The 17493-nt window shown below is 42.0% G+C and carries 15 protein-coding genes; 8 read left to right on the plus strand and 7 right to left on the minus strand.

Annotated elements, in window-relative coordinates:
* Positions 1 to 107 precede the first annotated feature (107 nt).
* The 5 genes from CLV57_RS14470 (at position 108) to CLV57_RS14490 (ending at position 4420) form a co-directional block, all read left to right on the plus strand.
* Positions 108 to 1109: an ABC transporter transmembrane domain-containing protein gene (locus CLV57_RS14470; protein ID WP_100342097.1), complete on the plus strand. Its 1002-nt coding sequence runs from the start codon at positions 108 to 110 to the stop codon at positions 1107 to 1109.
* Positions 1102 to 2469: an HlyD family secretion protein gene (locus CLV57_RS14475; protein WP_100342098.1), complete on the plus strand. Its 1368-nt coding sequence runs from the start codon at positions 1102 to 1104 to the stop codon at positions 2467 to 2469. The genes CLV57_RS14470 and CLV57_RS14475 overlap by 8 nt, the downstream gene beginning before the upstream one ends.
* Before the next feature lie 9 nt (positions 2470 to 2478).
* Entirely contained in the window at positions 2479 to 3948 is a 1470-nt protein-coding gene (locus tag CLV57_RS14480) for a TolC family protein (protein WP_245857084.1), read from the plus strand.
* Positions 3949 to 4037: 89 nt separating this feature from the next.
* The gene (locus tag CLV57_RS14485) at positions 4038 to 4238 is read left to right on the plus strand and encodes a hypothetical protein (protein WP_100342099.1); all 201 of its coding nucleotides are present in this window, start codon (positions 4038 to 4040) and stop codon (positions 4236 to 4238) included.
* The gene (locus CLV57_RS14490) at positions 4235 to 4420 is read left to right on the plus strand and encodes a hypothetical protein (protein WP_100342100.1); all 186 of its coding nucleotides are present in this window, start codon (positions 4235 to 4237) and stop codon (positions 4418 to 4420) included. Before CLV57_RS14485 ends, CLV57_RS14490 begins: the two co-directional genes overlap by 4 nt.
* Positions 4421 to 4430: 10 nt before the next feature.
* Here the strand turns inward: CLV57_RS14490 and CLV57_RS14495 are convergent, their stop codons facing one another.
* The 3 genes from CLV57_RS14495 to CLV57_RS14505 all read right to left on the minus strand — a co-directional run bounded on the left by CLV57_RS14495 (position 4431) and on the right by CLV57_RS14505 (position 5745).
* Positions 4431 to 4679 (minus strand): hypothetical protein, encoded by a 249-nt coding sequence (locus CLV57_RS14495; protein ID WP_100342101.1) that lies wholly within the window; start codon positions 4677 to 4679, stop codon positions 4431 to 4433.
* Positions 4680 to 4773: 94 nt separating this feature from the next.
* Positions 4774 to 5349: a dihydrofolate reductase family protein gene (locus tag CLV57_RS14500; protein ID WP_100342102.1), complete on the minus strand. Its 576-nt coding sequence runs from the start codon at positions 5347 to 5349 to the stop codon at positions 4774 to 4776.
* Between the two features lie 12 nt (positions 5350 to 5361).
* Positions 5362 to 5745, minus strand: coding sequence for a DoxX family protein (locus CLV57_RS14505; protein ID WP_100342103.1), 384 nt, complete (start codon positions 5743 to 5745; stop codon positions 5362 to 5364).
* A gap of 160 nt (positions 5746 to 5905) precedes the next feature.
* Here CLV57_RS14505 and CLV57_RS14510 point away from each other — a divergent pair, with 160 nt between their 5' ends.
* The gene (locus CLV57_RS14510) at positions 5906 to 6883 is read left to right on the plus strand and encodes a GlxA family transcriptional regulator (RefSeq protein WP_100342104.1); all 978 of its coding nucleotides are present in this window, start codon (positions 5906 to 5908) and stop codon (positions 6881 to 6883) included.
* A 90-nt stretch (positions 6884 to 6973) separates the two neighbouring features.
* Here the strand turns inward: CLV57_RS14510 and CLV57_RS14515 are convergent, their stop codons facing one another.
* Positions 6974 to 8437: a hypothetical protein gene (locus tag CLV57_RS14515; protein ID WP_100342105.1), complete on the minus strand. Its 1464-nt coding sequence runs from the start codon at positions 8435 to 8437 to the stop codon at positions 6974 to 6976.
* A 124-nt stretch (positions 8438 to 8561) separates the two neighbouring features.
* Positions 8562 to 11360: a TonB-dependent receptor gene (locus tag CLV57_RS14520; RefSeq protein ID WP_100342106.1), complete on the minus strand. Its 2799-nt coding sequence runs from the start codon at positions 11358 to 11360 to the stop codon at positions 8562 to 8564.
* 444 nt (positions 11361 to 11804) lie between these two features.
* On the opposite strand from CLV57_RS14520, the gene CLV57_RS14530 reads away from it, so the two are divergent.
* Positions 11805 to 12908 carry a DUF6515 family protein gene (locus CLV57_RS14530; protein ID WP_157799171.1) on the plus strand — a complete coding sequence of 368 codons (1104 nt, stop codon included), beginning with the start codon at positions 11805 to 11807 and terminating at the stop codon, positions 12906 to 12908.
* A 389-nt stretch (positions 12909 to 13297) separates the two neighbouring features.
* Complete coding sequence (locus CLV57_RS14535; protein WP_100342108.1) at positions 13298 to 13954, plus strand: hypothetical protein; 657 nt, start codon at positions 13298 to 13300, stop codon at positions 13952 to 13954.
* Between the two features lie 79 nt (positions 13955 to 14033).
* Here the strand turns inward: CLV57_RS14535 and CLV57_RS14540 are convergent, their stop codons facing one another.
* On the minus strand, positions 14034 to 14708 hold the full coding sequence (locus tag CLV57_RS14540) for a LolA family protein (RefSeq protein WP_100342109.1): 675 nt from the start codon (positions 14706 to 14708) through the stop codon (positions 14034 to 14036).
* A 145-nt stretch (positions 14709 to 14853) separates the two neighbouring features.
* Entirely contained in the window at positions 14854 to 17415 is a 2562-nt protein-coding gene (locus CLV57_RS14545; RefSeq protein WP_100342110.1) for an FtsK/SpoIIIE family DNA translocase, read from the minus strand.
* Positions 17416 to 17493 lie beyond the last annotated feature (78 nt).

Below are 17493 nucleotides of genomic sequence, written 5' to 3' on the forward strand. Positions count from 1 at the left end.
GCTGCATTTAATGTGATACTTAGTTGATTTGAACAATGCAAGGTTTTATGCTTATGCATTACTAACAACACATTACAACCAATTTATAACTGTTTTTAAACTGTTTTATGAAAAAAAACCAGCATGCAAATGCGCTAACGCCCTGGCAACGCCTGGCGCGTTTACTACACTACGAGCGTTCTACCATTAACTACATTTTTATTTACGCCATGCTTATTGGCCTTATTGGTTTAACGTTGCCGTTAGGCACCACCGCGGTGTTCAACCTGCTTTCAAACGGGGCCATGTACAGTTCAACTTATATACTTATTGCGGTAGTTTTAATAGGTATAGTAATTGGCGGTACGTTACTGATAGGACAGTTTACACTGGTTGAATTCTTAGAGCAAAAAATATTCACTAAAGCTTCAATGGAGTTTGCCTACCGCCTGCCCCGCATTAAAAAAGATGAATTGAAAGGCGAACATCCACCCGAATTGGTAAACCGTTTTTTTGAGGTACTCACCATTCAAAAAGGCCTAACCAAACTACTGATAGACATTGTAGCTGCATCAGTGCAGATCTTTTTCAGTGCAATATTATTATCATTCTATCACCCGGTATTTATGGCTGTTGGCTTTTTGGCGATTGTGAGCATTGTTGGGGTAATTGTGCTCTATTATAAGCAGGGTGTAGATACCAGTTTAGATGAATCAGCACATAAATACGAACTGGTAGCACGCCTGGAGGAAGTTGCCGGCGACCTGGACGCCTACAGAGGCAACCCTGAAAAAATGGATAGCATCATCAAAACAACCGATGAAATTACAGCTCAATACCTTAGTGCACGTAATGCACACTTTAGTGTTTTAAGAAAACTTATAGTAGGTTCAGTAGCGCTGCGTACCGTGCTGATGGGCGCGTTACTTTTATTAGGCTCATTTTTCGTTGTAGAACGCGAAATGACTTTTGGACAGTTTGTGGCTGCCGAAGTAATTATTGTACAAATCAGCTATGCAGTTGAAAAATTACTGACCAACATGAATACCGTTTTTGATATGGTTACGGGCAGTGAAAAGCTGGCGGCCGTAACAGACCTTGAGTTATGGGAGGAAAAGCAACATGAGTAAAATGTCAAAAAGCAGAATGCATAATATGCATATGGAAAGCCTGGCATCACTTTCCAACCGCGAAATAATGGATGTAAAAGGCTCGCATTTGCTGGGCCGTATCATGACCATATTTTTGGTTGTATTCATCATTATACTTTTGCTGCCATGGCGCCAAACCATACCTGGGCGCGGTACGGTTACAGCCTTGAGTCCGGAAGACAGGCCTCAAACTGTTCAAAACCAAATTGGCGGCCGCATCGAGCGCTGGGCCGTAAAAGACGGACAAGAGGTTAAGAAAGGTGACACTATTTTAGTAATTTCTGAAACCAGTCAATCTTACTTTGACCCCGAACTGCCAGAACGTTTAAACGAACAGTTAGATGCAAAAAAAGGCAGTGAAGAAGCGGCCATTCAAAAAATGGAAGCCACAAACGCCCAGATAAGCGCGCTTACAGCCGGGTTACGTTTCCAACTTTCGGCAGCCGAAAACAAAGTAAAGCAGGCGGAGAACTATGTTGGTATAGATAGTGCGGAGCTTGTAGCTGTTGAGAATTTTTATGAAACATCAAAAGCGCGGTTACAACGTTATGAGGCAGGTTATAAAAATGGCCTGTTCTCGCTTACGGATATTGAGACCCGCCGCCTTAAATTGCAGGAAGACAAAGCCAAGGTTGTTACTCAACAAAATAAGCTTAACAACTCCAAACAAGGCCTGCTTAATGCCCGCATAGACTTGGATAACATCAGGGCCAAATATCAGGAATCATTGGCTAAAGCACAGTCAGATATGAGTTCGGCTTTGTCAAGCCGCGCAAGCGCACGGGGAGATATTGCCAAGCTGCGTAATGACATATCTAATATTTCGGTCCGTCGCGGGCTATATGTTGTGCGCGCGCCACAGGATGGCTTTGTTGTAAAAACCCTAAAAGCGGGTATAGGCGAGAATATCAAAGAGGGTGAATCAGTAGTTACATTACAGCCTAAAGATCCACAGGTGGCGGCAGAACTTTACGTAGATGCGATGGATGTACCGCTTATTTTAGATACAAGCGATGTACGCCTGCAGTTTGAGGGCTGGCCATCATTACAGTTTTCGGGCTGGCCATCTGTAGCTGTTGGCACCTTTGCAGGCAAAATATGGGCCATTGACCGTGTGAGCAGCAACGGAGGTAAGTACCGCGTGTTAGTAAAGCCAACAGAACCTATTCCGGCAAAAGATGAGCCATGGCCGCACCAGCTTAGGCAAGGTTCGGGCGTGTACGGTCGTATTATATTACGCTCTGTGCCGCTGTGGTATGAAATATGGCGCCAGTTAAATGGTTTCCCGCCAAGTTTAGAAAAAGAGCCGTCTGATAAAATTACTGATGGTAAAAAATAAGATTTAACAATGAGCATGATGTTGAGATGGAAAGGGTATATAGCCGCACTGTTATTAGGGCTGGCAGCTTGTTTAAACAGCGCCTCGGCCCAAACAACCGCACCTGCTGATACCGATAAAGTATTTTCGCTTGAGGACCTTGAAGGAATTGTGTTCAGGGGCCACCCTATAGTCAAACAAGCCGCGCTTTTAAGCGAAGCGGCAAAGGCCAACGTAATGCAATCATTAGGATATTTTGATCCGGCATTAAAAAGCAGCTTTGCCCGCAAGTTATTTGGCGGCACCGAATACTACAACAACTGGAGCAATGAACTTAAAGTTCCTTTGTATATAGCGGGCGCTGACCTGAAAGTTGGCTATGACCGTAACGTAGGTACATACACCGGCAGGGAGAACCGAACCGGCACAGACGGCCTTGCAGCCGTAGGCTTAAGTATTCCGCTTGGCCAGGGTTTGCTGATAGATGCGCGAAGAAGCACACTTTGGCAGGCACAAGCCATGCTTACCTATGCCGAAGCCGATAAGGTGAAACAAATTAACAGCGTTTGGTATACCGCTGTTAAAGATTATTGGACCTGGTATTATTCGTATCGTGAATACGCACTGGTAAAAGAAGGGGTTGATTTGGCAAGTAAACGCTTTAAGGCGTTAAGCGCGCAAACGCTTTTAGGAGATAAACCACCTATTGATTCGGTTGAGGCACAGATAACCTTGCAGGAACGGCAGATACAGTTAGCAAAAAGCGCCATAGAAATGCAAAACGCTATGCTGGTGCTCTCCAATCATTTGTGGAACGAGCAGAGCCAACCGCTCGAATTGCCAAAAAATGCGGTACCGCAAACGGTAAACGAGAACGTGATGCTTCCCGGTGCTATGGTGCTTGATACCTTGCTCGGGCAAGCCGGAAGACAACACCCGGAACTGGTAAAATTAAGAGCTAAAGGCACGCAGTTAGACATAGAGCGCCGCTACCGCCAGGAAATGCTTAAGCCTAAAATAAACGTAACCGGTTCATTAATATCAACGCGCAGAGACTTTACACAATACGTACCGAGTTATTATGATTTTAACTGGAGCAACTACAAGTTTGGAGTGGAGTTTGCCTTTCCATTGTTTTTGCGGGCTGAGCGCGGTAAGTTAAGGGAAGTAAAAATTAAACAACAACAACTGAGTTACGATCTTCAACAATCCGGACGCGAGATCAACAACGAAATTGTAACATCATACAACAGTCTAAGCGCCTACAAATCTCAATTGAGCGTTCAGGTACAAAGCATCAATAATCAACAATTTTTATTAACCGGCGAAATGCAAAAATTTGAGTTAGGTGAGAGCACGCTCTTCCTCATCAACAGCAGGGAAAGTAAGCTTATCGACATGAAAATTAAACGCGAAAGCATGATAGCAGGCTACCAAAAAACACTTGCCGAGCTATACTACAAAGCTGGAACCCGACAAGCGCAGGCAGATTTGCAGTAATAACTTCGGAAAACACCTGTTTGCTTTCTTTTTATAAAAGAGAAAAACTTAAATTGATTTGAAACTGTTCATATTAAAAAATTAACACTATGAACATTATCAAATTTGCCTTGGTAGGCGCAGCAGTAGCCTACGGCGTGAACTATATCACCAAAAAAAGAGAAGACGGTACATCTATCTTAGATGAGTTTTTAGACAACCCACCAAGTTGGATGAATGATGCAAAAGAGTTTGCAACACAAACCATCAATGATGTTAAGCAAAACTTTAACGATAACCAGCCGCGATGAATAAGTTTTTCAGAGTATTAATTGCCGGTTGGGGCGCCAAAAAGTTGGGAGGTGGCTGCCTCTCAACTATTGTAATTTTCATTATTATTTACACTTTATTAGGCAAGTGTGGTAATGATTCAAAAGCAGCAGCGAATAACGCTTCGGTAAAAACGCCGGTAGCCATTTGCAATACAAAATAAAGGGCTGGCTTTAACTTGTCTGCCCTTTATTTTCCCAATGATCTTTCATGGTACCGTCTGATAGCTTTTTTAGCGTTCTGGCAAAGCGCTCACCTTTAATTTGCCCATCGGCATTTTTCCTGCCAACAAATAGTAAAACAGGCCTGCCCTCTCCATCGGTTTTAAAAACCACGTCGGTACGGTCCAGTTGAAATTCCATCTTTGCATCCGGCGGATAAATCTTATCTAACAGTTTTTGTAATCTTACTCCTATTTTCATATTCCCTTTTTCTGTAATCAACAAAAAAGTATGCCAATGAAATTAGTTGCGTGAAAATTCCTGTTAAAACCGTATTAACATCGTACTGACTTCGTTAAACCACAGTTTGATACTGCGTTAAAACTACCCCCGAACTGAATTTTCGGACCTGAACGAGTTGCATATTAACCACATCATTCATCTTACTAAAAAGCGGCTTTCCTTTCCCTAATACAACCGGGTGTACCCAAAGTGCAAAATGGTCTATCAACCCCAATTTTATCAATCCAATCATTAATTTACTGCTGCCATATACCATAATATCCCTCCCGGGCGTTTGCTTCAATTTAAATATTTCCCGATCCAACTTCCCACTTATTTTATAAGAATTAGGCCAAACTAACGCATCAATAGTGTTAGAGAACACCGCTTTTTGGCGGCTATTCATCAAATCAGCAAAAGCGAGATCCTGGCGTGGAAAAGAAACATTTGAACTTACATTGGGCCAGTAAGCTGCCATAGCATTATAGGTAACACGGCCCAATAATATTGTATCAGCATTACTGAGCAGGCTGGTTTGCACATCGGCCATTTCTGTGGTCCAGCGGCTAAAGTGCCAATCCAGTTCGCAATTAGGGCCGGCTATAAAACCATCTAACGTTATGTTTACCGATGCTACCAGTTTGCGCATAATGCAGAGCTTTTAAACAGCAGTAGCCTTTAACTTTTTATGATAAAAAATATACGACGACGCTCCTAATGCCAATGGTAACAGGTTAAAATACCAGGCAGCATCAGGATTGGGGATGCACATTAAGGAATAGGTAGCAGCAATCAGATCAAACATTAGCCCGGCGTAGGCCCACTCTTTTATACGGGGATAGCCGGGTATTAAAATAGCTATGGCACCCAAGGCTTTGGCAACGCCTATAAAAGGGATAAAATAAAGTGGGTAGCCCAGTTTACCGTGTATACCTTCAACAGCAGCAGGCATTGAAATAATATCGGGAATGGCCGAACCCAGCATCATAAAGGCGAACAGGGCCGTAAATACCCAGTATAAAATTTTAACGGTTTTAGTTTTCATATCAGTTTTGGTTTGATGATACAAATTTAGCTTCAGCAGTAACCGCTAACGGTGTGTAAACTGGACATTTTTGGGGCTGTTATGCGACTTATTGCCCCACAGCGACCTCATTTGTAAAAACATATTTATTAAATTTGATAAGAAACACAAATAAACCTGTATGAAACATGTTTCCATATTAGTGCCTTACGAAGCGGTTCCGGCAGCAATTGTTGACCCACGTTATATGTTTACGACGGTAAACCAATTTTTGAAAAACGCCGGACGTGAGCCTGCATTTAACGTTCAACTGGTTGGCTTGGATAAGCATGTACCTTTAACCGATGGGGTATTTTCTGTTAACACAAACGCCCTGTGCAACGAGGTTAATAAAACAGATATCATTATTATACCTGCACTTTCGGGCAATGTAAAGGCTGCCGTTGAGTTGAATAAGAGTTTTATTCCGTGGATAGTTGAGCAACACCATAAAGGAGCCGAGGTGGTTTCATTGTGCATTGGCGCATTTTTATTGGCAGCCACCGGTTTATTAAACGGTAAAGAATGTTCTACACACTGGCTATTTGCTAACGATTTCAGAGAAATGTTTCCGGATGTTACCTTAACTGATGGCAGTATTATAACTGAAGTTGATGGCTTGTATTCAAGCGGTGGAGCTTCTTCCTACTGGAACCTCTTACTACATTTAATTGAAAAGTACACCGGCCGCGAAATGTCTATTATGGCCAGTAAATTCTTTGCAATCGAAATTGACCGTAAAAGCCAATCACCATTTGTGATGTTTAACGGCCAGAAAAAGCACGAAGATGAGCCTATTAGAAAAGCTCAGGAGTTTATTGAGCAGAATGTAACCGAAAAGATATCGGTTGATGAGCTGGCCTCCCGCTTTGCCATTGGCACCAGGCACTTTGCCCGCAGATTTAAAAAAGCTACTAACAACACCCCTGCCGAATACATTCAGCGTGTAAAAATAGAAGCTGCAAAAAAACAGTTGGAAAACACCCGCAAAAATGTAAATGAGGTAATGTATGATATAGGATATATGGATGTAAAAACTTTCCGTACCGTATTTAAAAAGATCACCGGTTTATCGCCAATTGAATATCGGCACAAATACAACCGTAGCGCCGCGGTTTAGCCGGACAATCAATACAAATATTGTTTAAAAACAACAAGGCCTGCTCAATTGAACAGGCCTTGTTTTATTATATCAAACTTTAAGTTCAGATTACTTTACAGCACCTGGAGTGGTGTAAGGCAACGCTTGTGGGTTATATGATGCCCAACCAGCTGACCAATCAGTTGCTCCAAATGCACCTCTGAAAGTACCAGTTTTATCAAAAAATGCATCATTAAGTTTAGCGCTTGTCCAAACTGCTCCGGTTAAAGCTGTTGAACCGCTTACCTGAGTAAAGTTAGGAATACCTTGTCTGTTTAAAGAAGCTGTATTAGAAGCTATATCGGCAGAGAATTTGTAAGGATCTGTATAGATAGCGCCTGCATACAAACTGTTGTTTATAGTGTTATTGTTAGCCACGCTGTTGATAAACGGAGTGATAACATCTAAAATTGCAGTGGTAGTAGCTTTGATCACGTTTGATCCTGTTCCGATAATGATATTGTTAGCGAATACTGCTTTACCACTGGTTAAATTAACTGATGAAGAGTTAGCATCGCCAGCACCAGGAGCCTGATCATCAAAGAATATACCTTGAACATAACCTGAGAAAACAGAGTTAAGAATGCTGATAGAAGAATTACGACGTATTTGAGCCGCGTGCTGGAAGTTAGCATTAATGCTTGGATTGCCAGAAGCTGCCTCACGTGGGCCTAAAATGGTCATGTTAGAAAATACAGCAGCTGTTTGAGGTGCTTTGTTATCGCCAGCGCTGTTGTTATCAGATTCAAAACCGTTTGAACCAGATACGTCGGCGGTAGCAGCTAAACGCTGAGCTAAACCAAACTGAACGTTACCAGAGAAACCATAATCTGTATCAAAATCATCATCCCAGCTGTCAATAGCCAATAAGTGTTTACAGTTTACAGTACCGCCAAACCATTCAAAAGCGTCGTCGCCAGAGCGGTAAACTTCTACATAATCAATAGTAGTACCAGAACCAACGCTACCAAAAGTTAAGCCGTTGATCTCGTTATCCGGGCTAAGTGCAATACCTGCATACTCAATACGCACATATTTCATAGTACCTGAGTTATCCGCAGCGTCTGTACCGCCATATTTACCTTTATCAGTAGCATCAGAAATACCTTCAATTGAAATGCTTGGGCCTTGGTTGTTTGGCGCTTTACCTAAAAGGATAACACCACCCCAATCACCTTGAGCACGACCACCTGAAGCAACATTTGAAGTGAAAACAATTGGCTTATCAACAGTACCTACTGCCATAATTTTTGCGCCGCGGGTAATAATTAAAGCGCCTTTAGAAGCTTTGTCGCCTTTAATGATTGTACCAGGCTCAATAGTTAAAGTTGCATTGTTGGTTACAAAAATGTTACCTTTTAAAAGGTATATTTTGTCTGCAGTCCATGTTGTATTAGCTGTTACGTCAGCAGAAACGGTTACTGTAGATTCTGCCGCAGGTGGATTAACAATCACACTGTCATCGTTTGATTTTGAGCAGCTTGCTAAAAGCAACCCAACACCCACAACTGTCATTAATAAAAAGTTTTTCATGTTACGTTATTCTTTTTTTTCTGTTTACTTGTCGCCAAAGTAAGGCAAGGCAATTGAACTGAATGTTATAGATAATTTAAATAAATATTAAATAGTTGAATGTTTAGTTAACATTTGATTAACACTAAAGCGTGTAGCTAAACGTAAACGAGTAGTTGCTGCCTGGTTTGTAGCTGCTTTGTGTAAAGTCGCCATTTTGAGGATCGTACTTTTTGTTTTTGTTTATATCATAGTAAAAAGTAGCGTTCTGATTCAATATATCGCCTGCATTTAGTTTTAGTTCACCTTTGTTCTTAAATACCTTTATACCTAATTGCATATCCAACACGTTTCTTGGAGCTTCCCAAATGCCTTCATATTGCGCGCCAGCAGCAACAGAAAGCCTGCGGCCTACACGGTTAAAAAGGGCGTTGAACGTAAACTTATTGTCAAGGAATGTGTGCTGCAAACCAGCGTTTATTACATAAGGGGCCTGACCAACCAACGGACGCTCTTTCTCTTTAAATGTTAAACCAACATTAGGGTTAACCGCGTTTGATTTAATTATGGCCACATTGGTATAAGCTGTAGTATTCTTAAAGAAATCGTTCTCAATTATAAAATCAAGAGATTTTCTAACTTCCATCTCAATACCGTATACATCCGCTTTGCTTGAGTTAAAGTATCTGATCTGACGGGTTGATGAAGCAGCATCATCATTATACGTTTCTATAGCGTTTTTGAACTTTTTGTAAAAACCGGATACTGACAGCACCTGTCCTGCCGATGGATAAAATTCCAATCGTAAGTCAATATTGTCAATTGATGACCTTTTCAGATTAGGATCACCCACTATAGTAGCCAATATCTCATAATCATAATATTGAGATCTTGCCAACTCCCTGAATTCTGGTCTGGCCAGTGTGCGGGAATATGAAGCTCTGATGTTGGTTTTCTCAGTTAAGCTATAGGTTAAGTTAGCAGATGGTAATACATCCACATAATTTTGCTTAGCCTTACCTGCCGGATCATTATCTTTTGTAGCCAGGTTCAGATTAAATTGCTCAACACGTGCACCCCAAACTAAACGTAGGTTTTTGCCTATCTTATTATCTAACATAGCGTAGCCCGCATTAGTGGTTGAATTAGCAGTGTAAGAGTCAATTGATGAAGCGATTTCGTCTAACCTGTAAGCTCCTTTATTGATCAGATCTGGCGAAAATAACTGATCTAAAGGCAGTTGCCTAACATCATTAGGCTCAATGTTCGGATTGCTGGTGTTAAGTACCGCACCTAAAAAACGCGCGTTAAATGTTCTGTTACGATACAGTGAAGTTAAACCTGTTTTGAATGATGCATTTTGTTTGAACATTTTAACAGGTAAGGTAAAGTTCAATGCCCCGGAAAAATCATTCTCGTTAAGCCTTGAGAAAAGCGTTGTATTATCTTTACCTAAAGTGGTTACGTTGGCATAGAAAGGACCATTACCGTGAAAAGGACCATTGTAGCTTATCTTACGCTGATTTGGCTGATCATTAAGTACATTATTGTAACTTACATTCCAGTTAATTTTTGCGCCTTTCTCGCTCACCGGGTGGTTACCTTCAAGTGTAGATTTGAATAGTGCTTTTTGAAGAAGATCAAATGCAAAATATCTTATGTCAGCGGTCGCGTTGTCATTTGTACCTGCCCTTTGCAAAAACTGATCATCATATATACGGTTGTATACGTTTTTAAAAGTGATTTTGCTTTTACCGAATGAATAACCTAAATTAAACAAGGCACCTACGTTGGTTGAGAACTTGTAAACGTTATCGCGGTAATGGTTGTTATAGTCGTCGCGTAATACTTCGTTCTGAATATTCTGAGAGTTTCTGTAGGTTAAAGCAAATATAGCACCCAACCTGTTACCGCTATTTGCAAAATCTTTAACCTTACCTATTGTAAACTGGTAGTTCTGGGTAGGTAAAGCTGTACCGTTGTATATGGTAAAATTACGCTTAGGTAAAAATCTCAATAACGCAACTCTGTTTTGCTCAGGACTTAAGCCATTAGCAATTTGTGCTGAACTTGGTATTCCCGAAGCCAATTTTTTATCGCCATTATCAAAACCAAAGTAGTCTGTAACGTTACGTGGGCCACTTTTAAAATTTTTAAAAGTTGAAGCAGTATTATAACCGCCACCAATACTAAATGACAGGAAATTTTGATCAGGGATATCTTTAGTAGCTATATTTATCAAGCCACCTGCAAAATCGCCAGGCATATCCGGCGATGCTGTTTTAGTTATGGTTAATGCCTCAACAAGATTAGATGGCACAATATCAAATGAGAACGCCTTGCGGTTAGGCTCTGTACTTGGCAACCATGCACCATCAAGCGTGGCCGTGTTATATCTGTCGCTCAAACCACGTACAACAACAAATTTGTTATCCTGTACGGTTGCACCGCTAACGCGTTTCAAAACATCGGCAGTATTCCTGTCCGGTGAACGCCTGATGGCTTCTGATGATACACCATCTGATATAGAAACCGCATTTTTTTGCTGTGCATATAAAGATGCAACTGATGCCTGGCGGAAAGTTGCTTTAACCACAACTTCATTAAGGGCCTGCGTAGCCGCTTCTGACATGATGACGTCAAGGTTGGTAACCTGGCCGGCTTTCACCTCCACATCCGATATTGATTTACTTTGATAACCAATGTACTTTACCGTTAAGGTATACCTTCCCGGTGTTAAGCCGGAAAGAATGTACTTGCCATCAACATCGGCAGCAGCCCCTTTTGAGGTTCCGTCAATACTTACGGTAGCCCCAATTAACGTTTCACCTGTTTTTTGGTCGGTTATTTTACCAGATATCTTCCCGGCTTCCTGAGCGAAAAGACTTAAGTTGACTATAAGAGTTGTTAAAACTGTTAGTAGTAGATTTTTTGCTTTCAACATAATACTTAATGATGGTGGCAAAATTACCGGCACACCATTAAGCCAATGTTAAGCGCAGATTATCAAATATGAAGTTTTAGCGCAGTTTCAGCATTATTACAGAGCGGATTTTTGACTGAATTTAGCAGGTCAATTAAATAGATAAATATTTTATTTTCAGCAAATTAACTACAAATACATACCTATGTTTATATTAATTTTTAGAAAGAGATTATACAAACCGGTTAATAATTTGCGTATTAGGAAAATGTAACATTTTATTAATTGTAGTCATTTTATCCTAACTTTTAATTAACACATTTTCTTCTTTACTGATCAGGTAAAACCATCAGTGAAGGCTGTAATGTTTTATAAAAATAATTTATAACCAATTAAACCGTTTTGCATTTCATAGTCTATAGTATATGGCAGCTTTGCTGCCGGCTTTGAAATTTTTAAACAATTATGAAAAGGATATCTCAATATGTAGCAATGGCCGTTTTTAGCGGCTTGTTGTGTGTGGCATTGGCTCAACCTGCAGATGCTCAACGCCGTGGTGTTGGTGGTGGTGGCGGCGGTGGCGGCTTCTCACGTGGCGGTGGAGGGGGCGGCGGCGGCTTTAGCCGTGGCGGTGGTTTTTCGGCACCCGCACCTCGATCAAACGGTGGCGATTTCTCAGGGGGACGCAGAGGGATGGATGGTGGCTTTAACCGCGATATGTCAAGAGGACAGCAGCCTAACATAGCCCCGCGTTCTAACAACATGTCTTCTGACGCGCGCCGTGGATTATTTGGTGGTAACATGGGCAGCCGTCAGCCTAATGGTGTTTCGCCACGTGCCAATAACAGCTTTTATGGTAACACAAGGCGTGGTACCACAAGCCCTAACCTTACCACAGGCAGCGGTGGTTTTTACAGAGGGAACCGTTATTACCCTGGTCGGGTAGTGTATGGCAACCGTTACTATGGCGGTAACCGCTACTACGGAAACGTTTATGGCCCTTGGGGACGCTACGGCGGTTTTTATTTTAACCGTGGTTTTTACAGCAGTTTGTATTATCCACGCCTTGGTTTTAGCATAGGCGTATTGCCTTACGGTTATTATCCGTTTTACTGGGGTGGCTCACAGTTTTACATGAGCGGTGGCTACTTCTATCAGTATAATAATAACCAGTACACTGTTGTTGAACCACCATTGGGTGCCGCGCTTACTCAATTGCCTGATGGCGCTGAGCCGATCACTATCAACGGCGAGCAGTACTATGAGCTGAATGGTGTATACTATCAACCTGTTACCCGCGACGACGGCAGTATGGTGTATGAAGTGGTAGGTAAAGATGGTCAGTTGGAAACCGGCAGTGGATACAATGAGGTACTCCCTCCTACCATACCCGAAGCTAACGTAGGTGAGATAGTTACTACGCTGCCACCTGATACCCGTAAGGTAAACTTGAATGGTGAAACCTACTTTGTATCACCAGATCAGTACTATTACCAGGAATTACCTTCAGATAATGGTACTAAAACCTATAAAGTTGTAGCCGTTCCTATTATTGAGCCCGGCAACTAATATTATTTATTATCTGTCTTCAGAAGGCTGCCTCCGGGTGGCCCTTTGTTGTTTAGGGGCTATTGGTAGCCGCATGTTTGTTACATGAGAATAGATGTAATGGCTGTAACGAGTTTAGGTCGTAAACTATTCATTTTCAGCAATTTAATGTCTTAACCTGAAACAAGATGCAACAACTTTTACGTCAGATAAATTAAGTTCAAAATAAAATTAAAATACTGACTGACAGACAATTGAAAAACCACTGCTTTTAGCACTTTCGATGTAACACTTTTGGGCTTTGTCATGGTATTGGTTTACAATTTTGTTGAGACAGCCGTTACTCCACCAGTTGCAATAATTTCACTAACTTTAACAACAAGACACACCTAACCACATCGATACTCCTAATGAAAAAACTCTTTCTTCTTATCCTGTTTCCTTTAATGAGTGCATTATGCTCATATGGTCAAATGCGATTATTAAATTCGGTTAATGATAAGGTAAAGACTTTGAAGCAAGCAGGAGTAGATACAATTGTAACCTATCACCCTTATTGTGTAGGCTGTATTCTCATCGGAATATCAGGACCAGACACGTGCTTCCAAAACATACGTCAATACGTTATCTGGAAACATAAAGGCGAAGGCTACGTACAGCTTTTCGATGAGTGTTATAAATATCAGCCTCAAAAAGGAGCTGATGGGTTTATTGCAATATTGAGTAAAAATGCCGCTTTAATAGTTAAGGAAAAAATATTACCGGTTGAGATTGAAAAGAAAGCCAAGGGTAAAGTTGAAAAATTCACTATTTTGATAGATCACTCCGATCATCGGGATTTTATATTTTACTTAAACGGTAAAATGGTAGAAAAACGAATAGATCTATTTGAATTGGATTCCAGATGGGAGGATGATAACTTTTGGTCAAAAAACCAACCATCTACTCCTCCACCCGGCAAAGCCGTAAACATAAATTACGCTAAAAACCAAAAAACCTATTTAAAGAAATTAGTTGATCTGGCAGAGCAGGAAATTGAGAAAATGAAGTTTGAAAAAGCACCTTAACACCCCACCTCAAATCAACCCCGCTGTTCGAAGTCTCCGACTTCGAACCCATATGCGTGCAGTCTCTGACTACACAAAACTACCTCAAATCAACCACCTCAACACCAGGATGCGCTTTAGCATCAAAAGCAAAGGTGCTTTCGGTAGCGGGGGCGTTGGGCGTAATGGTGCGCAGCTGGTAGATATACTTACCTCCACCATTATCAAATAAAGTAGCGCTATAGATCTGGCGGGTTGTTTTGTCAATAGCCAGGCGTATTTTAAAGAAAGGCGATTTGCTATCTTCCGGTGTCAGATCAACCATTTGGTATAGCTTACCGCCAATTTTCTGCGTACCTGTAAAAAGATATTTATAGCCTTTTTGGTAAAGGGTGAATAACTGTGCCGGGTTAAAGCTGTCGTTATTTTTATTAGCATCAGCCACCTGCACCTCTTTTTCGGCTTTCAGGTAGGTCCACTGCGTTTTACCGTTGTTGATTATTTCCTGCTGTACATCGGCAGAAGCACCAACTTTAAATAAAGTTATCTTAAACTTATTGGCTTTCGGCTGGGTGATAAGGGTTCCGTTTTGGCTTTGCTTTACGCCTGCCTGCTGGTTATCAACGGTAAAAGTAAAATCTGTTTTAATGGTGTTGTAAACCTTGTATTTTGCAGCTACAGCATCAAGTATCTTTTTAGCCTCGGCATCTTTTTGCGCGAATGCACTAACCGACGACAATACCAATGCTGTGTATAGTACTATTTTCTTTATCATATACTTCTGACTGTTTTTTATGGGAAACGTTTATTGGGCGGGTGTGTTTTTAAAACAAGTATCGAAGCGTTACAATGGCGGATCAACCCCTCCCTACCCTCCCGAGGGAGGGATTCCCTTGTCGTATTGAAAACCCTATAGGCTATTAACCCTTATTTTCTAACGTTTCAAAATACTGCATTAATGAATACTCATCCGGATACAGTACCTCGCGGGCTTTGCTGCCTTCAAACGGACCAACTATGCCTGCGGCTTCCAATTGATCAATGATGCGCCCAGCGCGGTTATAACCCAGTTTAAGCTTGCGTTGTATCAATGAGGTGGAGCCTTGTTGATGCATCACTATCAGGCGGGCTGCCTCTTCAAACATCGGATCGCGGTCGTCAGGGTCAAACTCTTTGGTATCTGCCGCCTCACCATCGCCAACATATTCAGGCAACATCATAGCGCTTGGATAGCCGCGTTGAGCGCCTATAAAATCTGATATCTTTTCCACCTCGGGCGTATCTACAAAGGCACACTGCAAACGCAGCAGATCACTGCCCGTCGAGAACAGCATGTCTCCCCTACCTATCAGCTGATCTGCACCGCCTGCATCCAGAATGGTACGCGAGTCTATTTTAGACAGTACCCTGAATGCCAGCCTTGACGGGAAGTTGGCCTTAATGGTACCCGTAATAATATTAACCGACGGCCTTTGCGTTGCAATAACCAGGTGTATACCCACCGCACGCGCCAACTGCGCCAAACGGGCTATAGGCATCTCTACTTCTTTGCCTGCGGTCATCATCAGGTCGGCAAACTCGTCAACCACCAGTACTATAAAAGGCAGGTAACGGTGTTTTTCGGGGTTGCTTATTTTGCGGTTAACAAACTTGGTGTTGTATTCCTTGAGGTTACGCACCTGCGCATCTTTCAACAGATCGTATCGCTGATCCATCTCAATACATAAAGAATTGAGGGTGTTAACCACTTTCTTGGTATCGGTAATGATAGCGTCGCCATCATCGGGCAGTTTAGCCAAAAAGTGCCGCTCAATTTTACGGAACAGCGTAAGCTCCACCTTTTTAGGGTCAACCAGTACAAACTTCAGTTCGGCAGGGTGCTTTTTGTAAAGCAATGATACCAATATGGCGTTAATACCAACCGATTTACCCTGACCGGTGGCACCCGCCACCAGTAAGTGCGGCATCTTAGCCAGATCGGCAATAAATACCTCGTTGGAGATGGTTTTACCCAACGCAATCGGCAAGTCCATTGTGGTGTTCTGAAACTTCTCGGTAGCCAGTACAGAGCGCATAGATACCATCTCGGGGTTTTGGTTAGGCACCTCAATACCAATGGTACCCTTGCCCGGCATTGGCGCAATAATACGTATCCCCAAAGCCGCCAAACTCAAAGCTATATCATCCTCCAGATTCTTGATCTTGGAGATACGCACACCCGGAGCCGGAATGATCTCGTACAAGGTAACCGTTGGACCAATGGTAGCCTTGATCTTATCGATCTCTATATTATAATGATTTAGCGTTTCAACAATTTTGTTCTTGTTGGCTTCCAGCTCTTCTGCGTTTACCTGTATTTTGCTTGATGCTCCGTATGTTTCTAACAGATCAAGCGGTGGGAACTTATACGATGCAAGGTCGAGCGTATGGTCATAAGTACCAAACTCATCCACCAAAGCCTTTGCCTTATCATCATCTGTTTTTTCAATATTTAATACAGGAGTTGGGCGCTCCACTTCTAAAGTTAGCGGGATGCTGTCTGTAGCTATTTCAGGGTCGGCAGCCTCATTATCGGGTTTCAACACCACCGTTTCATGGAAAACTGGTTCCGGCTCAATCACGGGTTTAACCGGCTCTGCTTTTATCTGGTTAAGCACTGCTGTATTAGCCGGACCATTGCGTGGCCACTCAACAGGTTTTGATGGCATTTCCTCTTCCAGATCAACCGGAGCAGCGGATACAGCAGGTTCAAACACAGATGGCGAAGGTATTTTTTCCTTACTTTCCGGCAGTTTAAAATCTATATTGTAGGCTATGATCAATACCGTAAGCGCGGCAAATACCAATAAGCCTGCAGTTCCGGTTTGCCCTATTTGCGCGTCAAGCAAGCGGTTGCTCCAAAAACCAAACTGTCCTTCCAGGTAATGCGGATAATCAATAATAAAGGCATGTACAAAGCCAATAGCAACTGATAAAAATATCAGCATGAAAAAAGAATAGCCTAAGGTTTTACCCAGGGAGAAGATACGCACCTTAAATAACATGCGGTATCCCACTATAAAAAACACAAATACAAATACGAACGATGCTACGCCAAACCACTCATAAATGAACTGGTTAGACAACAGGGCGCCAAACTTACCCAACCAGTTATCAACTATAGGATCGGCAATGCCACGTTCGGCCAGTTCTTCGCTGGTTTTGAAAAGGTTGCCCCATCCGCCATTAGTGGCAGATACATAGCTTTGATCCTGCTCCCAGGTAAATAAATACGAAGTAAAGGCGGCCAGAAAATAAATGGCCATCAGCAGGAAAAACAGACCTGCTATTTTGATCACGCGGCCGTTCTGCAAATTAAAAACAGGCAAACTATCTACAAGTGGCCGTGATGGTCTAACCCTGCTTCCCTTATCGCCCGGCTGGCGCGGCGAATTCTCTTCCCTTATCGTGTTTGATTTAAACTGATTTCCTTTTAACGGCATCCCAATTAATAGCGTAGTGTGTGCAAATATAAAGTTAACAGATAAAACATCTAACTCGCTAAAGTTTTAATTTTTTTG

The organism is Mucilaginibacter auburnensis (assembly GCF_002797815.1).
Taxonomy (GTDB): Bacteria; Bacteroidota; Bacteroidia; order Sphingobacteriales; family Sphingobacteriaceae; genus Mucilaginibacter; species Mucilaginibacter auburnensis.

What these genes read in the sequence shown, in the direction of transcription:
- CLV57_RS14470 (WP_100342097.1), top strand. Translation starts at nt 108, where the DNA reads ATGAAAAAAAACCAGCATGCAAATGCGCTAACGCCCTGGCAACGCCTG.
- CLV57_RS14475 (WP_100342098.1), top strand. Translation starts at nt 1,102, where the DNA reads ATGAGTAAAATGTCAAAAAGCAGAATGCATAATATGCATATGGAAAGC.
- CLV57_RS14480 (WP_245857084.1), top strand. Translation starts at nt 2,479, where the DNA reads ATGAGCATGATGTTGAGATGGAAAGGGTATATAGCCGCACTGTTATTA.
- CLV57_RS14485 (WP_100342099.1), top strand. Translation starts at nt 4,038, where the DNA reads ATGAACATTATCAAATTTGCCTTGGTAGGCGCAGCAGTAGCCTACGGC.
- CLV57_RS14490 (WP_100342100.1), top strand. Translation starts at nt 4,235, where the DNA reads ATGAATAAGTTTTTCAGAGTATTAATTGCCGGTTGGGGCGCCAAAAAG.
- CLV57_RS14495 (WP_100342101.1), bottom strand. Translation starts at nt 4,679, where the DNA reads ATGAAAATAGGAGTAAGATTACAAAAACTGTTAGATAAGATTTATCCG.
- CLV57_RS14500 (WP_100342102.1), bottom strand. Translation starts at nt 5,349, where the DNA reads ATGCGCAAACTGGTAGCATCGGTAAACATAACGTTAGATGGTTTTATA.
- CLV57_RS14505 (WP_100342103.1), bottom strand. Translation starts at nt 5,745, where the DNA reads ATGAAAACTAAAACCGTTAAAATTTTATACTGGGTATTTACGGCCCTG.
- CLV57_RS14510 (WP_100342104.1), top strand. Translation starts at nt 5,906, where the DNA reads ATGAAACATGTTTCCATATTAGTGCCTTACGAAGCGGTTCCGGCAGCA.
- CLV57_RS14515 (WP_100342105.1), bottom strand. Translation starts at nt 8,437, where the DNA reads ATGAAAAACTTTTTATTAATGACAGTTGTGGGTGTTGGGTTGCTTTTA.
- CLV57_RS14520 (WP_100342106.1), bottom strand. Translation starts at nt 11,360, where the DNA reads ATGTTGAAAGCAAAAAATCTACTACTAACAGTTTTAACAACTCTTATA.
- CLV57_RS14530 (WP_157799171.1), top strand. Translation starts at nt 11,805, where the DNA reads ATGAAAAGGATATCTCAATATGTAGCAATGGCCGTTTTTAGCGGCTTG.
- CLV57_RS14535 (WP_100342108.1), top strand. Translation starts at nt 13,298, where the DNA reads ATGAAAAAACTCTTTCTTCTTATCCTGTTTCCTTTAATGAGTGCATTA.
- CLV57_RS14540 (WP_100342109.1), bottom strand. Translation starts at nt 14,708, where the DNA reads ATGATAAAGAAAATAGTACTATACACAGCATTGGTATTGTCGTCGGTT.
- CLV57_RS14545 (WP_100342110.1), bottom strand. Translation starts at nt 17,415, where the DNA reads ATGCCGTTAAAAGGAAATCAGTTTAAATCAAACACGATAAGGGAAGAG.